At 43.6% G+C, this 20642-nt stretch carries 21 protein-coding genes; 6 read left to right on the top strand and 15 right to left on the bottom strand.

Annotation, left to right across the window (positions count from 1 at the left end):
- Window positions 1–57: 57 nt before the first annotated feature.
- Together def and pheT are read left to right on the top strand one after the other, a co-directional pair.
- On the top strand, window positions 58–630 hold the full coding sequence (def, locus tag EWU21_RS00940) for a peptide deformylase (protein WP_130894918.1): 573 nt from the start codon (window positions 58–60) through the stop codon (window positions 628–630).
- Between the two features lie 8 nt (window positions 631–638).
- Complete coding sequence (pheT, locus tag EWU21_RS00935; RefSeq protein ID WP_130894917.1) at window positions 639–3071, top strand: phenylalanine--tRNA ligase subunit beta; 2433 nt, start codon at window positions 639–641, stop codon at window positions 3069–3071.
- On the opposite strand, the gene ffh is transcribed toward pheT, so the two are convergent.
- Window positions 3072–4406 (bottom strand): signal recognition particle protein, encoded by a 1335-nt coding sequence (gene ffh / locus EWU21_RS00930; RefSeq protein WP_130894916.1) that lies wholly within the window; start codon window positions 4404–4406, stop codon window positions 3072–3074.
- Between the two features lie 45 nt (window positions 4407–4451).
- Window positions 4452–5285, bottom strand: a complete 834-nt coding sequence (gene purU / locus EWU21_RS00925) for a formyltetrahydrofolate deformylase (protein WP_201738081.1) — start codon at window positions 5283–5285, stop codon at window positions 4452–4454.
- Window positions 5286–5396: 111 nt separating this feature from the next.
- On the opposite strand from purU, the gene EWU21_RS00920 reads away from it, so the two are divergent.
- Window positions 5397–6626 carry an isocitrate dehydrogenase (NADP(+)) gene (locus EWU21_RS00920; protein WP_130894914.1) on the top strand — a complete coding sequence of 410 codons (1230 nt, stop codon included), beginning with the start codon at window positions 5397–5399 and terminating at the stop codon, window positions 6624–6626.
- A 450-nt stretch (window positions 6627–7076) separates the two neighbouring features.
- Here the strand turns inward: EWU21_RS00920 and rplI are convergent, their stop codons facing one another.
- The 4 genes from rplI to EWU21_RS00900 all read right to left on the bottom strand — a co-directional run bounded on the left by rplI (window position 7077) and on the right by EWU21_RS00900 (window position 9240).
- A complete protein-coding gene (gene rplI / locus EWU21_RS00915) occupies window positions 7077–7520 on the bottom strand; it encodes a 50S ribosomal protein L9 (RefSeq protein WP_130894913.1) in 444 nt (147 codons plus the stop codon).
- Window positions 7521–7556: 36 nt separating this feature from the next.
- A complete protein-coding gene (gene rpsR, locus EWU21_RS00910; RefSeq protein ID WP_130894912.1) occupies window positions 7557–7808 on the bottom strand; it encodes a 30S ribosomal protein S18 in 252 nt (83 codons plus the stop codon).
- A 1-nt stretch (window position 7809) separates the two neighbouring features.
- On the bottom strand, window positions 7810–8172 hold the full coding sequence (gene rpsF, locus EWU21_RS00905; RefSeq protein WP_130894911.1) for a 30S ribosomal protein S6: 363 nt from the start codon (window positions 8170–8172) through the stop codon (window positions 7810–7812).
- A 93-nt stretch (window positions 8173–8265) separates the two neighbouring features.
- The gene (locus tag EWU21_RS00900) at window positions 8266–9240 is read right to left on the bottom strand and encodes a hypothetical protein (RefSeq protein ID WP_130894910.1); all 975 of its coding nucleotides are present in this window, start codon (window positions 9238–9240) and stop codon (window positions 8266–8268) included.
- 97 nt (window positions 9241–9337) lie between these two features.
- Here EWU21_RS00900 and EWU21_RS00895 point away from each other — a divergent pair, with 97 nt between their 5' ends.
- Window positions 9338–10015, top strand: coding sequence for a YggS family pyridoxal phosphate-dependent enzyme (locus EWU21_RS00895; protein WP_130894909.1), 678 nt, complete (start codon window positions 9338–9340; stop codon window positions 10013–10015).
- On the opposite strand, the gene greA is transcribed toward EWU21_RS00895, so the two are convergent.
- Complete coding sequence (gene greA / locus EWU21_RS00890) at window positions 10012–10485, bottom strand: transcription elongation factor GreA (protein ID WP_130894908.1); 474 nt, start codon at window positions 10483–10485, stop codon at window positions 10012–10014. The two genes, EWU21_RS00895 and greA, sit on opposite strands and share 4 nt — an antisense overlap.
- 195 nt (window positions 10486–10680) lie before the next feature.
- On the opposite strand from greA, the gene fmt reads away from it, so the two are divergent.
- Window positions 10681–11598 carry a methionyl-tRNA formyltransferase gene (fmt, locus tag EWU21_RS00885; RefSeq protein WP_130894907.1) on the top strand — a complete coding sequence of 306 codons (918 nt, stop codon included), beginning with the start codon at window positions 10681–10683 and terminating at the stop codon, window positions 11596–11598.
- On the opposite strand, the gene EWU21_RS00880 is transcribed toward fmt, so the two are convergent.
- From EWU21_RS00880 to EWU21_RS00865, 4 genes are read right to left on the bottom strand one after another with little or no spacing between them, the layout of a single operon-like run.
- Entirely contained in the window at window positions 11595–12494 is a 900-nt protein-coding gene (locus EWU21_RS00880; protein WP_130894906.1) for a M15 family metallopeptidase, read from the bottom strand. The genes fmt and EWU21_RS00880 overlap by 4 nt on opposite strands.
- Entirely contained in the window at window positions 12491–13117 is a 627-nt protein-coding gene (locus EWU21_RS00875) for a LysM peptidoglycan-binding domain-containing protein (RefSeq protein WP_130894905.1), read from the bottom strand. Before EWU21_RS00875 ends, EWU21_RS00880 begins: the two co-directional genes overlap by 4 nt.
- A gap of 1 nt (window position 13118) precedes the next feature.
- Entirely contained in the window at window positions 13119–13607 is a 489-nt protein-coding gene (purE, locus tag EWU21_RS00870; protein WP_130894904.1) for a 5-(carboxyamino)imidazole ribonucleotide mutase, read from the bottom strand.
- A gap of 10 nt (window positions 13608–13617) precedes the next feature.
- Window positions 13618–14751 carry a 5-(carboxyamino)imidazole ribonucleotide synthase gene (locus EWU21_RS00865; RefSeq protein WP_130894903.1) on the bottom strand — a complete coding sequence of 378 codons (1134 nt, stop codon included), beginning with the start codon at window positions 14749–14751 and terminating at the stop codon, window positions 13618–13620.
- Between the two features lie 100 nt (window positions 14752–14851).
- On the opposite strand from EWU21_RS00865, the gene EWU21_RS00860 reads away from it, so the two are divergent.
- On the top strand, window positions 14852–15397 hold the full coding sequence (locus EWU21_RS00860) for a DUF6580 family putative transport protein (protein ID WP_130894902.1): 546 nt from the start codon (window positions 14852–14854) through the stop codon (window positions 15395–15397).
- Between the two features lie 66 nt (window positions 15398–15463).
- On the opposite strand, the gene EWU21_RS00855 is transcribed toward EWU21_RS00860, so the two are convergent.
- The 4 genes from EWU21_RS00855 to EWU21_RS00840 are packed head-to-tail and all read right to left on the bottom strand — an operon-like array spanning window position 15464 to window position 20641.
- Window positions 15464–16738, bottom strand: a complete 1275-nt coding sequence (locus EWU21_RS00855) for a metal-dependent hydrolase family protein (protein ID WP_130894901.1) — start codon at window positions 16736–16738, stop codon at window positions 15464–15466.
- Entirely contained in the window at window positions 16735–17973 is a 1239-nt protein-coding gene (locus EWU21_RS00850; RefSeq protein WP_130894900.1) for a 3-phosphoshikimate 1-carboxyvinyltransferase, read from the bottom strand. Before EWU21_RS00850 ends, EWU21_RS00855 begins: the two co-directional genes overlap by 4 nt.
- 13 nt (window positions 17974–17986) lie before the next feature.
- On the bottom strand, window positions 17987–19171 hold the full coding sequence (mraY, locus tag EWU21_RS00845; protein WP_130894899.1) for a phospho-N-acetylmuramoyl-pentapeptide-transferase: 1185 nt from the start codon (window positions 19169–19171) through the stop codon (window positions 17987–17989).
- Between the two features lie 51 nt (window positions 19172–19222).
- Window positions 19223–20641 carry a UDP-N-acetylmuramoyl-L-alanyl-D-glutamate--2,6-diaminopimelate ligase gene (locus EWU21_RS00840; protein WP_130894898.1) on the bottom strand — a complete coding sequence of 473 codons (1419 nt, stop codon included), beginning with the start codon at window positions 20639–20641 and terminating at the stop codon, window positions 19223–19225.
- Window position 20642 lies beyond the last annotated feature (1 nt).

Here is a 20642-nt window from a genome sequence, read left to right as displayed (position 1 = left end):
TACGAAAAACAAAGGATAAATTCTGCTAAATTTGTTGTTTGCATTGCGCTAATAGACATGATTTATCCAATTATACCCTACGGGGACCCCGTTTTAAGAAAAGTCGCCGCTCCTATTGAATTAGGAAGCATTGATTTAATCAAATTATCGGAAGATATGTTTGAGACCATGTATGCGGCCAGCGGCGTTGGCTTAGCTGCTCCACAGATTGGCATGGACATTCGTTTGTTTGTGGTAGACGGCCGTCCCATGAACGAGGGAGAAAAGGACGAGGATGTAGATGAGTCTTTAATCGGCTTTAAGAAGGTGTTTGTGAATCCGACTATTTTGGAAGAAACAGGCGACGAATGGGGATTCGAGGAAGGATGTCTTTCAATCCCAGGTATTCGCGGCGAGGTGTATCGCCCAGAATACGTGAAGATTCACTACTGGACGGAGCAAGGCGAAGAAAGAACGGATATTTTCGAAAGCTTAGCTGCTCGCATTATCCAACATGAATACGATCATATCGAAGGTATTTTATTCACAGATCATTTGAATCCCGTGAAGAAGCGCCTCATCAAAAATAAGTTAAGTGATATCACGCGAGGAAAAGTTTCCGTGGATTACAAAATGAAGCTTACTCGTTAATTAGACAGATGAAAATATCCCTTAATTGGTTACGTGATTTTATTGATATTTCGAAGCTTCCTGCCCAAGGTAGCCCCGAAGAATTAGACGTTTTATTAACTAACACTGGACTAGAAGTGGAAGGCATTGAGCCGCACGATAAAGTTCCAGGAGGATTGAAAGGATTCGTCGTGGGTGAAGTTTTGACCTGCGAAAAATTCGAAGTGAAAGAGAAAACCTTGAGCCTGACGACGGTAGACGCAGGTTTGGACGAAATATTAACGATTGTATGTGGAGCTGCGAATGTAGCAGCAGGCCAAAAAGTGATCGTCGCCACTCCTGGCACCCAATTATACGATAAAGAGGGCAAAGAATTATTCAAAATCGAGAAGCGCAAGGTCTACGGACAGCCTTCCGAGGGAATGATTTGTGCAGAAGATGAAATAGGCTTAGGAGATTCTCACGATGGAATTTTAGTGCTGGACACTCAGGTGCCTAACGGAACGCCTGCCGCTTCGTTTTTTGACATCGCTGGAGATTTAGTTTTAGAAATCGGATTAACGCCAAACCGTGCGGATGCTGCCTCTCACTGGGGTGTAGCACGCGATATTCGTGCCGTGACAGGTCTTCCAATTCAATTGCCATCGCCTGCTTTAGTAATTGAAAGCAATGCGCATCCGATCGCAGTAGAGGTTAAAGACGCTGGTTGTGACCGTTTCTGCGGCATCTCGATAGATGGCATTCAAGTAGCACCTTCCCCAGCTTGGTTACAGGAGCGTTTAACAGCCATCGGATTGCGTCCCATCAATAACGTGGTCGATATCACCAATTTCATCTGCCACGGATTAGGCCAACCGATGCACGCCTACGATTGGAATGAAATCAAAGGCGGGAAATTAATCGTCGATACTTTAGCAGCTGGTACCGTATTCAAAACCTTAGACGGCATTGAACGCAAATTAACAGGCGAAGAATTAATGATCTGCGACGCTTCTGGCGCTATCGGCATGGCTGGCGTGATGGGCGGAGAAGATTCTGGCATTAAAGACAGCACCACACGTGTATTTTTAGAAGTCGCTCACTTCAAGCCGGAGCGCATTCGTAAGGCAAGCCAAATCCATGGACTTAAAACCGATGCTTCGTTCCGTTTCGAGCGTGGCACGGATATTCAGGCGAAATTATTCGCTTTGGAATACGCAGCCCAATTAATTCAAGAGTTAGCCGGCGGAAAAATCACCTCTGAGCCGTTCGATTATTATCCAACTCAGGTTGAATTAGTCAGCATTCCAGTCAGCGTTCGCCGCGTGCAACAATACATCGGCATTGAATTAGCAGCTGAGCGAATCAAGGAAATTTTGACGCTGTTAGATTTCAAAATCGAAGCAGATAAAGGGGACGAATTCGTCGCTATCTCCCCTGCTTACCGCGTCGATGTGACCAGAGAGGCAGATATTATTGAGGAAATCTTGCGTATCCATGGTTTGGATAACATCCCGTTATCGGATCATTTGAGTGCGAATTTCATCTCGGAATTCCCTTTGTTAGACAAGGAACGCGTGCAGTTGAATATCTCACAGATTTTGACGGCCAAAGGTTTCCAAGAAATCATCACCAACTCATTGACTAAAGCCGATGCACATGCTGCCATCGCCAAAGATTTATCCTTCGAAACGGTAGAAATCCTAAACCGTCTTTCCGAAGACCTAGGCGTGATGAGACAGCACATGTCTTTCTCCGGATTAGAGGTGTTAGCTCACAATATTAACCGCCGTCAAAAAGACTTGAAAGTCTTTGAATTTGGCAAAACCTACCATAAAAAAGGCGCTAAATACATCGAAAAGAAGCATTTAGCTTTATTCACGACGGGTTTATGGGCCGGAGAAACCTGGTCCAGCGCACCTACGAAAACGGCACTTCACCATTTATATCAAGTCAGCATCGAATTAATGCGCTCACTCGGGGTAACCGAATTTGAGACAGATACCATCGAGAACTCGAGTGTGTTTGCCTTCGGATTACGCATTTCCATCAACAAGAAAGCGTGTCTCGAAGTAGGTATGATTCACCCGAATTTAGCCAGTAAATGGGAGGTTAAACAAGACGTCTTCTTCGCTGATTTCGACTGGGATTACTGGGTAAAACAAGAGAAGGCTGACTTCGTCTACCAAGAGATTTCTAAATTCCCGGAGGTTCGTCGCGATTTATCACTTGTTATTGATAAAACGGTTAGCTACCAAGCGATTCGCAAACTAGCGGAGCAATACGAGAAGAGTTTACTGAAAAACGTGTCGATTTTTGACGTCTATGAGGGCAAAAATCTTGGCGAAGGCAAGAAAGCTTATTCCGTAAGCTTTACGCTACAAGATGAGTCTCAAACCTTAACAGATAAGGTGATTGAGTCCACGATGGATCGCTTAATGAAAGGATTCGAGAAGGAAATAGGGGCGCTAATTCGAAAGTAATTAGCGCTTGAACATGCCACCTAAATTAGGCATCTTCATCTTTCCGTCCTGAACCTTGTTCATCATCTTCATCATTTTGCGCATGTCTTCGAACTGCTTCAACAGGTTATTCACCTCTTGAATCGATGTTCCCGACCCTGCCACAATGCGATTCTTGCGCGATGGGTTCAAAATATCAGGATTCTGACGCTCCTTCGCAGTCATCGAATTGATGATTGCTTCGATCGGCTTAAAAGAATCATTGGAAATATCCACATCCTTCACCGCTTGGCTCATCCCTGGCACCATACCCATCAAATCCTTGATGTTACCCATCTTCTTGATTTGCTGTAATTGTGCGTAGAAGTCTTCGAATGTAAAGTTGTTTTGGCGTATCTTCTTATTTAAACGAGCTGCTTCATCTTCGTCAAAAGCCTGCTGCGCACGCTCCACTAAAGACAACACGTCACCCATTCCGAGGATACGGTTCGCCATACGATCAGGATAGAACTGATCTAAGGCTTCCATTTTCTCCCCAGTAGAAATGAATTTGATTGGTTTATCTACAATTTGACGGATAGAAAGGGCCGCACCACCGCGGGAATCCCCATCTAATTTGGTTAAAACAACACCATCAAAATTCAATCGATCATTAAAGGTCTTCGCCGTATTCACCGCATCTTGACCCGTCATGGAATCCACAACGAACAAAATCTCGGTCGGTTTAATCGCCTCCTTCACGGCTGCGATCTCATTCATCATCGCCTCATCCACCGCTAAACGACCCGCGGTATCGACAATGACTACTTTTTTACCCATTTTACGGGCATATGACAAAGCGTTCTCCGCGATGCTAACGGCATTCTTATTTTCAGGCTCTGCGTACACTTCCACTCCTACCTGCTCTCCCAATACTTTCAATTGGTCAATCGCCGCTGGACGGTAAATATCGCAGGCTACTAATAGCACATTGCGACCCCCTTTTTTAATGTATTGAGCTAACTTACCCGAGAAAGTCGTCTTACCAGAACCTTGTAAACCGGCAATCAAAACGACAGCTGGATCGCCTTTTAGGTTAATGTCCTGCTTCTGACCACCCATTAACTGGGTTAACTCTTCGTGAACGATTTTAATCAATAATTGACCAGGCTCGACGGAGATCAGGATTTTTTGGCCCATTGCCTGATCCTTGATACGATCAGTAATCTCTTTTGCCACCTTATAGTTAACGTCCGCATCCATCAAGGCACGGCGAATTTCTTTTACCGTAGCGGCAACGTTAATATCTGTAATTCTGCCATTCCCCTTCAGGGTACGCATAGCAGTGGTCAACTTCGAACTTAAATTCTCAAACATAGTATCTAAAAAAAGGACTGCAATTTACGCTTTTTCAGGCAAATTTTAATCAAATAAAATTGTCTTGTTTTCATGAATAAAGACGCGATCTTCGAGGACGAGTTGCAAAGCTTTGGCCAAAACCGATTTTTCTACTTCCTTTCCTGCCTTCGACATTTGTTTCGCATCATAAGAGTGGTTTACTGACACCACATCTTGACAAATAATCGGACCTTCATCTAAATCATCCGTCACAAAATGAGCGGTCGCTCCAATAATCTTTACGCCACGCTGAAAAGCTTGCTGGTACGGATTAGCTCCGACAAAGGCAGGCAAAAAAGAATGGTGAATATTGATCATCTTACCTAAATAGGCAGAAGCAAATTCTGGTGTCAGAATGCGCATATATTTAGCCAGCACAATTAAATCAGGATTTGCTGCATCAATAATCAGCCTAAGCTGCGCCTCATGCGCTTCTCTCGTTAACCCTTCTGCCGGCACGTAAGTAAATGGTATCGAAAACTGGGCACAAAGTGGTGCTAACACCGCATGATTACCTACCACCCCCACAATCGAAAAGGGCATATCTTCGAATTGAGATTTAATCAATAAATCTCCCAAACAATGGTGCTCTTTCGTCACACATACTAAAACTCGCTTCTTAGCTGGCGGAATCACCTCGACTTTTGCATCTGAAGGCAAGACGGCTTCGATCTCCTGAGTCAGCGACTTCAGATCAGTAGATCCGCTAAAAGAAACCCGCATAAAAAAGCGATCCTTAGGTTCATCCACAAATTCATTGGTTTGGGTGACATTCAATAATTTAGCGAATAACACCCCCGTTATTTTATGAACTAAACCCTTCTCATCCCTACAAGCAATCTTAATTACTGTTTCCATCAAAAAAAAGCGAAATTTTGACAAAAATACCCCAAAATAATGGAGGAAAAAAGATTTAGTCTTTACCTTTGCAGGATTAACACAACCTATCAAAATTTTGATATAACAAAAATGGAAAAAATTAAAGTTGCCAACCCAGTCGTTGAATTAGACGGCGACGAAATGACTCGAATTATCTGGAAATTCATCAAGGATAAATTAATCTTACCTTATTTAGAGCTAGACATCAAGTACTATGATTTAGGTGTAGAATACCGCGACGAGACGAATGACCAAGTAACAATCGAAGCAGCTGAGGCAATCAAAAAATACGGTGTAGGTATCAAATGTGCTACCATCACTCCTGATGAGGCTCGTGTAACGGAATTCGATTTGAAACAAATGTGGAAATCTCCAAACGGAACGATCCGTAACATCCTAGATGGTACTGTTTTCCGTGAGCCAATTGTTTGTGCAAACGTTCCTCGTTTAGTCCCTAACTGGACTGCTCCGATCATGATCGGTCGTCACGCGTTTGGTGATCAATACCGCGCGACTGACTTCGTCACAAAAGGAAAAGGTAAATTAACCGTTACATTCCAACCAGAAGATGGTGGTGCAGCTCAAACGTTCGAAGTTTATAACTTCAAAGGCGATGGCGTTGCAATGACCATGTACAATACAGATGAATCCATCAAAGGTTTCGCACACTCATGCTTTAACATGGCATTAAGCAAAGGATGGCCTTTATACTTATCAACTAAGAACACGATCTTGAAGAAATACGATGGTCGTTTCAAAGATCTCTTCGAAGAGATCTACCAAGCAGATTACAAAGCGAAATTCGAAGCTGCAGGGATCGTTTATGAGCACCGTTTGATCGATGACATGGTTGCTTCTGCATTAAAGTGGAATGGTAACTTTGTTTGGGCTTGTAAAAACTACGATGGAGACGTTCAGTCTGATACCGTTGCGCAAGGTTTCGGTTCATTAGGTTTGATGACTTCTGTATTGATTACGCCAGACGGAAAAGTGATGGAAGCGGAAGCGGCTCACGGAACAGTGACTCGTCACTACCGCGATCACCAAGCTGGAAAGCCTACTTCTACGAATCCAATCGCGTCTATCTTCGCTTGGACTCGTGGTTTAGAGTTCCGTGGTAAATTAGATAACAATGCGGCTTTGATTAATTTCTGCCAAACATTGGAAAAAGTATGTGTGGCTACAGTGGAGTCAGGTAAGATGACCAAAGACTTAGCCGTTTGTATCCACGGTAACAAAGTTACTCACGGAGAACACTACTTATACACAGAAGAGTTCTTAGAGGCTTTAGATACGAATTTGAAGGCTGCGCTGGCGTAAGTCGCCGCAGGCGGCTTAGTCGCGACTACGTCGCTTAGTCGTTGCTTCGCAACTTAGTCTAAAATGAGTCGTCTCTTCGAGACTTAGTCGACTTCGTCTTAGTCGTTGCTTCGCAACTTAGTCAAAGAGTCCGGAGGGGAAGAAATTCCTCTTCGGATTTTTTTTGTGCTGACATTTTCGAGCAAATCGCGCAGCGATGACTAAGCCGAAGGCGACTAAGGCGCAAGCGCCGACTAAATCGCGTAGCGATGACTAAGCGACGAAGTCGCGACTAAGGCGCACACCGCGCCGACTAAATCGCGCAGCGATGACTAAGCCGAAGGCGACTAAGGCGCACCGCGCCGACTAAGCCGAAGGCGACTAGATTTTTTTATTTTATGCCGGGGCATAAAATAAAAAAATCGCGCCGATTGCTCAGCGCGATTCCTTCTTATCGTTTTGTTTCAAATACTATTCTGAAACCACAGAGAAAGCAATCTTGTGTTTTACTTCTTTGTGTAAGTCAAGCGTAGCAGCGTAATCGCCGGTTGTCTTCACTTCTGTATCGAATGAAATCTTCTTACGATCGATATCGAAACCTTTTTCTTTCAACATCTCTGAAATTTGAAGGCTAGTCACACGACCAAAGATTTTTCCGCTATCACCTGTCTTCGCAGGAATAGTTAATGTCATTTCACCGATAGCTGTAGCTAAATCGAATGCATCTTGACGAACTTTCTCTACTTTGTGAGCAGCTTGCTTGATGTTTTCCGCTACAACCTTGCGGTTAGACGGAGTCGCCATGATAGCGAAACCTTGTGGAATTAAGTAATTACGACCGTAACCAGCTTTCACTGCAACGATATCGTTTTTGTAACCTAATCCAGCAATATCTGTTTTTAATATAATTTCCATCTTATGTTTACAATCAAATGTTTATTGGATAAGGTACTATTTTAAACCGTCAGCCACGTAAGGCATCAAAGCCAAGTGACGAGCACGCTTGATAGCTTGTGCCACACGACGTTGGAATTTCAAAGAAGTTCCAGTGATACGACGAGGTAAGATTTTACCTTGCTCGTTCACTAACTTCAATAAATAATCAGGGTTTTTGAAATCGATGTATTGAATACCAGATTTCTTGAAACGGCAATACTTTTTGCGGTTTCCGTTCTTATCTACAGGTTCGTTAACTAGTGTCATATTATGCTTCTGTTTTTTCTGGTTTTCTACCTACTAATCCTTTTCTCTTTTTTTCGTTATAAGCTAATGCATGCTTATCTACCGCTAGGGTTAAGAAACGAATCACGCGCTCATCACGCTTGTATTCTAATTCTAATTTAGCGACTAAGGTAGGAGCTGCTGCGAATTCGAAAATTTGATAGTATCCAGTGTGCTTGTTCTGAATCGGGTAAGCTAACTTACGTAAGCCCCAAGCGTCTTCATGAACGATTTGCGCACCGTTTTCTACCAACAGATTCTTGAATTTCTCAACAGTGTCCTTTGTCTGTTGTTCAGACAAAACGGGAGTTAAAATGAACACCGTCTCATAGTTTTTTAATTCCATAAAAAAATTGTTGTTTAAAAACTGGTAAAAATTTGGACTGCAAAGGTACGAATATTCCTTCACAATCAAAACGTTAACAACAAAATTTTGGAATTAGCGCACCTCGAAGGTTCCTAGCCCAATCAAATATCCCTCCGCATAAAGTTCAATTTCATGCTTCCCAGCTTTGAACCCATTAGGTCTAGAATAGATAAATTCCACCGATTGGTGGTTGTTTTCATAGAAAATACGTTGACGACTCGTAAACGTTAGTTCGCGACCTTTAAAGTCGAAGGTACCGGACCCTAGGTTATAATCTGATATCGTTGTGCCGGTGGGTTCAATGATGCGCAAAAAGACTGTTTTAATCTCTTTACTTGCGAACGTATTTTCCTGCAAATGGAACATTACGCGAATTTTATCGACTTTGCGGGCTTTTTGATTGTTAACGGAGGACTCTTTACCTCGAGAAGAAATGGCATACACATTTACTCCCTCCGCACGCAAGGCAGCGGCAGCACTCACCTTTTCGGTTAATTCCTTATTCCGAATTTCCAGCACGCGGGACTTTTCACTGAGTTCCCTTTCCTTTAGGCCAAAGGTTTTGCTCGAATCCTCGAGTGCCTTTTGGATATTCACTAAACCTACTTTTAGAATTTGAGCTTCGCGGCTTAGGGAATCGTTGCGTAGAATTAAAACGACGTTTTCCTTCTTCAATTTTTTAATTTCCGCATCCTTTTGACCTAAGAGGTGCAAATAATAACTAAGTTTCTTTTGGAATTCGGCTGGATCGATGTCGCTTAAATGCTTCTGATCGCCTAGGATTTGGGCTTTGGCCTTTTCTAATTCATTGACTTTACCGCCTAATTTTTTGATTTGGACTAAACGCAAATTCAATTGTTCTGCTACTGAATCTAGCTTCACCTGGGCATTTTCAACAAATTCCGCCTGAGAAGGTTGCGTAATTCGATCCAGCAGACCAAACTTATCCGACAGAATATAGGCCAGCAATAAAAAAACCAACAGGGTTAACCAGGTCACGCGACTCTTCAAACTACTTTCGTTTCCCCTCGAATTATCCGATTCCATTTATTTGCTTTATTTGATCTTTTACTCCTGAATCAAAAATAATAAATTAATTTTAATATTATTTTTTCGTCCAAACAAAATTTAGCCTTTCCGCCCTATGGCCATCGCAGAACAAATTTCCTTGATTAACAAGCAATTAAACGACAGCACCGCTCGACTTATTGTGGTCACGAAGACAAGAAGCATCGAGGAGCTGCAAGAGACGTATGCGGCGGGAGCCATCGAATTTGGAGAAAACCGCGTGCAAGAGATGGTCGAAAAGCAGGCGGTGTTGCCTGAGGACATTCTTTGGCATCAAATCGGACACCTGCAGACAAACAAAGTAAAGTATATTGCGCCTTTCGTACACCTAATTCATTCGGTGGATTCGATGAATTTATTGAAGGAAATCAACAAGCAAGGGGCGAAAAATAACCGCGTCATCCACTGTTTGTTGCAGATTTTCATTGCGACGGAGGAAAGTAAGTTTGGTTTGGATTTTAAGGAAGCCGAGGCCCTTTTAGCGGATGCCTCGTTTGCAGAGATGAAACACATCCGTATCGTGGGTTTAATGGGAATGGCGAGTTTCACGGCAGATGAAGATCAGATTCGACGCGAATTCAAGAGCCTAGCGGATTTTTTCCAACAGCTTAAAAACAACAAAACCGGCGTTTCGACCGGTCTTGTGGAATGGACTGAATTGTCCATGGGTATGTCTGGTGATTACTTGATCGCAGCTGAACTAGGGGCTACCTTAGTTCGAGTAGGATCAGCCATCTTCGGTCCTCGTCACTAACGCGTTAAGGACATAATCTCAAATTCTAATTTTCCAGCCGGGGCAGTGATTTCCGCTAAATCCCCCACTTTCTTGCCTAACAAACCTTTTCCGAAAGGAGACGAAACCGAGATTTTTCCCAATTTCAAATCTGCCTCTTCTTCTGAAACAATCGTATAGGTTACGGTCATGCCACTTTTCGTGTTTTTGATTTGAACAATGGAATAGATTGAAACAACCGATAAATCGATCGTCGATTCATCCAAAACACGTGCAATTGAAATAATTTCCTCCATTTTAGAGATCTTCAATTCCAATAAGCCTTGTGCATCTTTCGCCGCATCATACTCTGCGTTCTCACTTAAATCGCCTTTATCACGCGCCTCTGCGATTTGTTTGGCCATATCTGAACGACCTGTAATCTTCAAATAATGTAATTCCGCTTTTAATTTATCTAGCGCCTCTGCCGTGTAATATTGAAACTTTGCCATACTCTTTTTAGGGTTTTACCTCCGTGCTTAAAAACAAAATAGAACGGCCTCCGACCGTTCTACCTAATTTATTTGTAGTTTTGTTTCGGATTCGCAACTAAAGTTTTTGTTTTTCTAACAGCACGTATTGGTTGTTTTGTAGAGGACAAAGATAATAAAAATTCAGACGGATTCCACAAACTATCAAGATCAAGGATGCGGATTATATTTTTTGGAACCCCAGAGTTTGCAGTAGCCAGTTTACAAGCCTTAGTTGAGGCTAAACTGGATGTCGTGGCCGTAGTAACTGCCCCAGATAAACCTGCAGGCCGTGGACAACAGATTCAATCTTCCCCGGTGAAAGCGTATGCGGTTTCCGTAGGCTTACCCGTTTTGCAGCCGGCAAAATTAAAAGATCCTGCCTTTTTAGAAGAATTGGCTGCGTATAAGGCTGACCTTCAAATAATCGTAGCCTTCCGAATGTTGCCAGAGGCTGTTTGGAATATGCCTCCCAAGGGTACGTTTAATTTGCACGCTTCACTGCTTCCTCAATACCGCGGTGCGGCGCCCATCCACTGGGCAGTAATTAATGGGGAGACCGAAACCGGGATTACGACCTTCTTTTTACAACACGAAATCGATACAGGAGACTTATTATTCCAAGAGACTGAACCGATTTCAGAGACTGATACCACAGGAGAATTGTACGAACGATTGATGAATAAAGGTGGCGCCTTAGTCGTCAAAACGACTAAAGCGATCGAATCTGGCGACATTCACCCGAGGCCGCAGCAAGAAATCGATGAACTGAAATCAGCTCCTAAATTAGACCGAAGTACTGGCGAAGTGCATTGGACGCGCGCAGGACGTGATATCGTGAATTTAGTACGCGGAATGAATCCATTCCCGGGGGCTCATACCGTATTTCAAGGCAAAAATTGCAAGCTGGTTGCCGTGGAATTTCATCCGGAAATTATCCCTGATTTAGGGGTGGGGGTTTGGGATACGGATCAAAAAACGTTTCTACGCGTGGGCTGCAGCGATGGCTACATCAACATTCTAGAGTGGCAAATGGAAGGTAAAAAGCGATTGAAAATCGAGGACTTTTTACGTGGATATAATTTTAATTTCTAGTCTAGCTTCCAGCGACCTGTCGAATAAAAGTAACCATAGGAGCCTTTTTGGATAAAAATATAATTTTCCTGCAGGTTTGCTAAGACAGTAATGGTATACGGTTTCAATTGGAGACCCGAAGCCGACGCAGGAAAAGGGATTGCCTGAGAGCAAGCGCAAGGTTTATTTTCGCGTAACTGATTCAATTCAATCAATAAATCGCGGGAATCCTCCACTAGCTCTTCCCTACCTAGATTCACTTTTTTGAAGTAGTTTCGTTCATAGGCATTCTTGAAAGGCTCATATTCTAACGCAACCTCCGGGTATTTCTGAATTAAACTCGCACTATTCAAAAAGGCTTGAATGTGACCAGGATCTGGGAAACCCACAAAATCGCCACCCCAAAACAAACCAATCTCCTTTGCTTTCTTACCATATTGATCATAAATGGCCCCGCGACGCAAATGCCTACCCTTGCGTGCAATGGCACCATCAGCCGCTAATCCGAAGTTATGAAAGGAGATAAAGGCTTTGGAAAAGCCCTTCTTCTGCAAAGCTAATTGTTGCTTCTTATTGCGGGTGGTGGAGGTATATTTTAAGCGATAAGGCGCGTGAATACGCTTGATTAAACTGTCCCGCTTCACTTCAAATGAATCAATTTCTGAGGCCAACAAATCCGTCCAAGGCTGGTGTAATTCAGCTACTTCCCTTGTCTCACGCGAGCCATCCGGGTTAATGCGTACAAAGACATAGGCCGCAACAGAATCGCCTGAAAAAGTAGAATCTTGCTGCTTATACAACCATTTAAACTCATCCCAATCCAGCGAATCTAGCTTATCTGGCACACAAATACGAGCTTGAGCTCCCGTATTCTCCAAGAAAAGCAATAAAAGCTGGAAAAGACCAATTAAAATCATTTTTTCAACGGAATGATGAGCACTTCACCCCGAAGCGTGATATCATCTTTCTTGTGATTCGCGTCCATAATCGCTTGTTTACTCACACCATATTTCTCCGCCACTTTGCGCATGATATCGCCCGGCCCTACCGTATGAATCGCTTGAATCTTCACGTTTAATTTAGTCGAACCACTTTTAATACCATCCGGATTGACCCCTGGATTCAAGGCTTTTAATTGATCCACTTTCAAACCATAATGCCGAGCAACAGCGGAAAAGGTCTCCCCTTTCTCCACCGTAATGGCATGTGATTTTCCGGCTGGGGCAGCTACTTCAGGAACGACTTCTGCTTCTGCCTCTTTCTTTTGTTCCGCTAATTCTTCTTCGTCAGACTTGCTGATAATGGAATCCTTGGGAACGATCAATGAATCCGCTGGATCTTGCGTAGAATCGATCACTACTTGTGATGCTTCCGGCAACACCTCTTCCTCTGTCTCGACAAATTTCTCCGCCTTAATTAATTCGTCCTTATCTGGACTAACAAAATGCTCAAATCCTACGGCGATTAAGCCTACTAAGGTCAATAAAAGTATGCCCAAGGTGATGACGGGCAATTTGCTGCTTTCTTCGTTCTCACTCATTTTATGAAAATTTAGCTTTCGTTTCTTGGCTCATTTCAGCCACTTTATCTTCTAATTCCGCTTTGTAGGCGGTGTATTTTGCGGCCAAAGACGCATCAGAAATCGCTAGCATTTGGATCGCTAATAAACCGGCATTTTTAGCCGCATTAAGGGCTACGGTTGCGACAGGGACGCCATTAGGCATTTGTAAAATAGATAAAACCGAATCCCAGCCGTCGATGGAATTAGACGATTTGACAGGAACACCTATCACCGGTAAAATAGTCGCCGAAGCCACCATTCCTGGTAAATGGGCTGCCCCGCCTGCGCCTGCAATGATCACCTGAATGCCACGAGACTTAGCTTGCTGAGCATAATGCAACATTTTCACTGGGGTGCGGTGCGCAGAAACGATGTCCACTTCATAAGCCACTCCAAAATCCTTACAAACCTGAATGGCTTCTTGCATGACTCCAAGATCCGAGCTACTGCCCATTATAATTCCTACCATAGCTAGCTATTTATGCGATGACGCGTATGCTTTGTTTTACTTGTTCTGCTTTTTGTTCAATCTCTTCGCGGGATTCCCCTAGCAAAGTGATGTGCCCCATCTTGCGATAAGGCTTCGTTATTTTCTTTCCGTATAAAAAAGGATGAACGCCGGAAATGCCTAAAATCGTATCCAAACCTTCGTATTTCGCTGGTCCCGTGAAGCCATCTGCTCCTAATAAGTTTAACATTCCTGAGAAGGAATGTGCTTTCGTATCTCCTAATGGCATGCCCGTAATCGCTCGTAAATGTTGTTCGTATTGCGACGTATCGTTTGCTCGGATCGTTTGATGGCCTGAATTGTGTGGTCGAGGAGCGACTTCGTTGATGAGGATTTGGCCGTCTTTAGTCAAAAACATCTCCACCGCTAAAACTCCTACTAAGCCCATCTGATCAATCAATCGAACAGCGATATCTTCTGCTTCTTTTTCAATTTCAGGCGAAATGGCTGCGGGGGAAACGAGGAATTCTACCAGGTTTTGGACCGGATGAAAAACCATCTCCACCGCCGGAAACGCTTTTATTTCTCCTTGCGGATTACGCGCCACAATCACGGCTAATTCCTTATCGAAATCAATCGCCTTTTCTAATAGACCAGGGGCATCAAAACCCTTAGCGATATCCGCAGCTGAACCGATGTACTGAACGCCTTTACCATCGTATCCCCCTTTTCCTAATTTCTGAAAAGCGGGTAAAAAGTCCTCGTTTGCGATGATTTCCGCGGACGATTCGATCAATCTAAAATCAGCTGTAGGAAAACCGTGGGTTTGAAAAAAGGTTTTTTGAATGCGCTTGTCCTGAATCATGCGAAGCAGATGAGGTTGCGGGTAGACTTTAATTCCCTCCGCTTCTAATTGCTCTAGCGCTTCGATGTTCACATGCTCAATTTCGATGCTGATTAAATCGAATTGTTTCCCAAAGTGGTATACCGTATCAAAATCCTGAAACGAACCCTGCGTGAACTGGGTAGTCAACGTGTGACAAGAAGCTTCAGGATCTGGATCAAGGCAGGCAATGGGCAAGTCTAAGTCGATTGCTGCTTGCAAAAGCATTCGTCCTAGCTGGCCGCCGCCTAATAATCCGATTTTGGGAAGTGATTTAGACATAAATTCGAATTCAATGGGTAAAATTACGGCTTTTGTTTTACCTTTGGAAATTATTTAGACCTCGAGAAAAAATATTCTTACAGGAAAATGATATAAGCTCATGACAAAAAGAAATACCACGATTATCGCCTTCATCTTACTTGCAATCGCGAGTCGTTTATTGATTTTAGCAGGACCGGGTTGGGCAAACTTCTCACCAATGGCTTCTATGGCTCTATTTGTAGGTGCCTATTTGCATAACCGCAAACAAGCGATAGCTTGGACCTTATTAGCGGTTTGGGGATCAAATTTGATTCTTAACAACACCTTGTATGATGCCTTTTTCCCGGGATTTTCTTTCGGATTTGATGCCGTGCACATGGGATTATTTGCCTTGATCTCTTTATTAGGAACAAATACGACCGCAAGCGCCTCACGTTTCATCGGAACTAACCTAGCAGCAGCCATGGGCTTTTTCTTCCTATCTAACTTCGCGGTATGGGTTGGATCCGATATCGCTTACACAAAAGATCTAGCTGGTTTATTAAGTTGCTATGCTGCTGGCATCCCTTTCCTAAAGAATACCATCGCTAGCCAATTCTTATTCTCAGGGTTGTTCTTCGGAGCTTTTGAAGTATTGAAAAAACAAGTTCCAGCCTTGCGCTAGAAATTTTATGCATAAAAAAAGGGTCGGCTTGCAGATGCGAGCCGACCCTTTTTTGTTGATGTCTATCTAGTTTTTGTAGACCTTTCCGTCTTTCATAACAAAGCTCACCTTTGTCATCAATTTAACATCAGCTACTGGATCACCAGGAACCGCGATGATATCTGCGGCCTTTCCTACCTCGATAGATCCGATTAAGTCACTTTGCCCTAAAAGATCTGCCGCATTAACTGTCGCTGACTTAATTGCCTCTAAAACGGGCATTCCTGCTTCGTTCATCAAGATAAACTCATAGCCATTCTTTCCGTGGCCAAAAACCCCCGCATCCGTACCAAACGCAATCTTCACACCAGCTTTGTACGCTTTACCGAACGTTCCCTGGATGATCGGCCCGATCGCCGCTGCTTTCTTCGCCACCATTTCTGGGTAGTAGTTCGGGATTTTAGACGAATCTGCTACGGAACGACCTGCGATTACGGTAGGTACGTAATACGTTCCCATCTTTTTCATCAATTCCATCACATCTTCATCCATATAAGTACCGTGTTCAATCGAAGAAACACCACCCAAAACGGCACGTTTCATGCCCTCTTTTCCGTGAGCATGCGCCGCTACTTTAAAACCGTAGTCTTTCGCCGTTTGAACAATGGTACGCACTTCTTCTTCGGTGAATTGGGCACCTGAACCATCTTTGGCATAACTTAACACACCACCTGTTGCCGTGATTTTAATCAAATCCGATCCTTCTTTGTAACGCTGACGCACCGCTTTCGCCGCATCCGCTATTCCATTTACAACACCATCCTCAGGTCCTAAATCCTTTTTGAATGCTTCATTAATTCCATTCGAATCATCCGCGTGACCACCAGTTGTTCCTATGGTAACGCCGGCTGTAAAAACGCGAGGCCCTTCTACAAGGCCTTTGTTAATCGCATTACGCAAACTAATCACCACGTGGCTACCTCCTAAATCACGCACTGTAGTAAAGCCGGCCATCAAATTCTTCTTCGCATAGACTAAAGCCTGGTAGGCCACATCGCCCGGATTCTTCACAAAACGATCTAAATAGGCGCCTGGATTCGTTTCCGACTCTAAGTGTACGTGTGAATCGATTAAACCCGGCATCACCGTTCTGTCTTTCAAATTGATCACCACATCGCCTTTGGCAGGACTAAGGTATCCTTCAGAAACGGACACAATTTTCTTTCCTTCCACCACAATGGTACGGTTTTTTAAGATTGTTTGTGTTTTAACGTCGATGAGAGAACCGCAGTGCAAAATGGTTTTTTGGGCAAAACCAGTAAAAGCCAAAAGGCTTAAACCTAAGGTCAATACTTTTTTCATAGGGTAGATGTTAATAATATTGAAACGTGTTTCCAGAAGCTTGGGTAGCTTTTATTGACTACCGAAGGATCTAGCAAAGTAATTTCTTTTTGCATGGCCACCGGCGCAAAGGCCATCGCCATCCGGTGATCATCATAGGTTTCGATGGGTTCGATGGCAGAAACAGCCGCAAAATTGCCCGTCACTTCGTACAAATGGTTCGCTTCTTTTTCTACTAAAGCGGCCCCTAATTTCTTCAATTCATTTTGTAAGGCTAACACACGATCCGTTTCCTTCACTTTTAATGATTCTAAACCGGTTAAAGTCAACGGAATATCCTTTACAGCGGCGATGACGCAGATGGTTTGGGCTAAATCTGGGCAATCGGTAAAATCCCAAGCTAGGGAAGCCTGAGCTGGGATTTTGGTCAATAAATAACCGCGCCCCGTATACGTACTTTTTACACCCAATGGCTCCATAATAGCTTTAATGGCAGAATCTCCTTGCAAGGAATCTTCCTTTAAGCCTAATAATTCCAATGAACTATCTTCAAATGGCGACAAGGCCACCATCGAATACCAATAGCTGGCTCCGGACCAATCCGATTCTACAGCAAAAGGCTGTAATGTGTATTTTTGGGCAGGGATCTCAATGCTTCCTTTGGACCAATCTGCTGTAGCCTGAATACCAAAATGCTTCATTTGAGCCAAGGTCATCTCGATGTAAGGCTTCGAACCAAGCGCCCCCGTAATTTGCAATTTTAAACCTTCTGGCAGCAAAGGTGCTACCATCAAAATGGCTGAAATAAACTGCGAACTTACGTCGCCACGGATGGAAATCTCCCGGTTCCCTTTAAAGGTGAAACCATTTAATTGCATTGGAGGATAACCATCCTTGTTCAAATACGTAATGTCAGCACCTAAGGCACGCAAGGCATCCACTAAAATACCGATCGGGCGCTCACACATACGTGGTGTTCCCGTCATCTTTTTAACGGCACCCGTGACCGCATAATAAGCAGTCAAAAAACGCATGTTCGTTCCTGCATCTAGGACATCTGCCTCTGGACCGCTTTCAGACAACAAGCGAATCATCGTTTGCGTATCACGCGCTTCAGCTAGATTAGACAGATTGTCAATCGATCCATTCGCTAAGGCATTAATCACTAAAGCTCGATTGCTCTCTGATTTAGAGGCTGGCAAAGGGATAATCTCAGAAAAGGACGTCGTACGAGGAAATAAAGTAATTTGACTCAAAACAGGTTTGCGATTAACGCAATTTTAAAGTGACTAATGATAAAACGGCTAAGATGATTCCCACGATTAAGAAACGAATAACGATCTTCGATTCGTGGTAGTTTTTCTTTTGGAAATGGTGGTGCAATGGCGACATCAAAAAGACGCGACGCCCCTCTCCATATTTGCGTTTTGTATATTTAAAATAGGCCACCTGAATGATGACCGATAAATTTTCGATTAAGAAGATTCCACACAAAACCGGAATCAACATTTCCTTGCGGATTACAATCGCTAAGGTGGCGATTACTCCCCCCAGCATCAAACTTCCCGTATCGCCCATAAATACCTGGGCAGGATAGGCGTTATACCAAAGGAAACCGATACAAGCTCCCACGAAGGCCGCGCAAAAGACCGCAAGCTCCCCTGAATTAGGAATAAACATCACGTTCAAGTATTGTGAAATAACCTTGTTACCAGAAACATAGGCTAAGATGGCCAAAGCGATACCAATTATCACCGATGTTCCGGCTGCCAATCCATCAATTCCATCCGTGATATTCGCGCCATTAGACACCGCCGTAATGATGAAAATCACCACTAAAACATAGACAATCCACACGTATTCGTCCGGAATGAAACTAGGCAGCAACATATTGTAATCGAACTGGTTATCCTTCATAAAAGGCACAGTCGTCAATAACGATTTGTGGTCTACGAAGGTCCCATCAGCCGCAAATTCTCGCACCTTGATATGCTGGTTAAAGTACATGGTTAGACCCACGATGATGCCTAGGCCTATTTGGCCTACGACCTTAAATTTACCTGATAAACCTTCTTTGTTCTTCTTAAATACCTTGATATAATCATCGGCAAAACCCACAGCGCCTAACCAAATCGCAGAGGTCACTAAAAGCACAATATAAACGTTCGTCACCTTCGAAAAAAGAAGGGTTGGGATCAATAAAGACAATAAAATAATGAAGCCTCCCATCGTAGGAGTGCCTTTTTTAGCCATTTGGCCTTCTAAACCTAAATCCCGAATTTCCTCCCCAATTTGCAAACGTTGCAAACGGTAAATCACCGATTTACCCCAAATCGCTGCAATACCCAAAGACGTAATGATGGCCGCAAATGCACGGAAAGTGATGTATTGAAAAACACCGGCGCCCGGAATATTCAAGGTCTTGTCTAGGTATTCGAAGAGGTAATAAAGCATCTAAATGGGTTTTAATTTATAAAATTGCAAAAAATCGAGGGGAATTCAAACTCAGCTAAACGCCTCTCCCAGGACTAGTTTATCATCAAAGTCGTATTTCACGCCTTGAATATCTTGGTAATTTTCGTGGCCTTTGCCTGCCACTAAAATAATGTCACCTGACGCAGCTAATTCTCGAACGGCGTAAAAAATCCCTTCCTTTCGGTCTGATACGCGGTGCACCTTTGACTTTAAGGCAGCCGGCACACCCGCTTCCATCTGATCTAAAATCAATTCTGGATCTTCCTTCCGCGGATTGTCTGAAGTCAACACAACAGAATCACTGTATTTAGCCGCTAATTCCGCCATAATCGGACGCTTCCCTGAATCGCGATTCCCACCACAACCCACCACCGTAATGATACGCTGTGATTTATCTCGAATCGCCTGAATCGTCTTCAGCACATTTTCCAAAGCATCCGGCGTGTGGGCATAATCCACAATCCCCATCTTATGATTAGACCCAGCTAATTGCTCGAAACGACCAGGAGCTGTCTTAAGAGCCGAAATCTGCACTAATACTTCGTGTGACTCTTCTCCAAGCAACAAAGCGGCTCCGTAGATTCCCAATAAATTATAAGCATTAAAAGTCCCGATTAATTGCGCGTGTACTTGCTGGTGATCGATCTCTAATTGTAATCCGCCTACGCCGTTGCTGATAATCTTCGCTTTAAAATCTGCCGCGTTCAATAAACCAAAACCATATTTCTTTGCCGCTGTATTTTGCAACATCACCATTCCGCGCTTGTCATCTACGTTTGTTAACGCGAAAGCAGTTGCGGGGAGGGCGTCGAAGAAACCTTTTTTGGCCTTAATGTATTCGTCAAAGGTTTCATGAAAATCTAGGTGATCGCGGGTGATATTAGAGAAGATAGCACCGGAAAATTGCAAAGCGTGAATCCGTTTTTGGACGACAGCATGTGAACTCACCTCCATAAAGGCATGACTACAACCCGCCGAAACCATATCCGCTAACAAAGCATTCAAGCTGAGCGCGTCAGGCGTTGTATGTGTCGATGGAATAATTTTGTCTTCAATCTTGTTCACCACCGTCGAAATCAATCCACAGCGATGACCTAATCGTTTGAATAATTCAAAAAGTAAAGTAACGGTCGTCGTTTTTCCATTCGTCCCGGTGATCCCAACTAATTTCAATTTCTTAGAAGGATGTCCATAGAATTCCGCTGCAGCCTCCGCTAAGGCTTGATTCGAATCAGATACCTGTACATAAGTTACATCGGCTGGAAGCTCTAGCGGGGCCTTTTCCACCACCCAAAGTTTACAACCTTGCTCGTACACTTGAGGCAAAAACGAATGCCCATCCACTTGTGTACCCGGAATGGCAAAAAAGACAGAACCGGCTTTGGCCTGACGCGAGTCAAAGCACAACTGTTGAATTTCAATTCCTGGAAATAACGTGATTTGCGCCATC

Origin of the sequence: Aquirufa antheringensis, assembly GCF_004307425.1 — a bacterium.
In the GTDB taxonomy this organism is placed as follows: Bacteria; Bacteroidota; Bacteroidia; order Cytophagales; family Spirosomataceae; genus Aquirufa; species Aquirufa antheringensis.
Note: the sequence above shows the minus strand (reverse complement) of the source record. Positions and strands in the feature narration are given on the sequence as shown.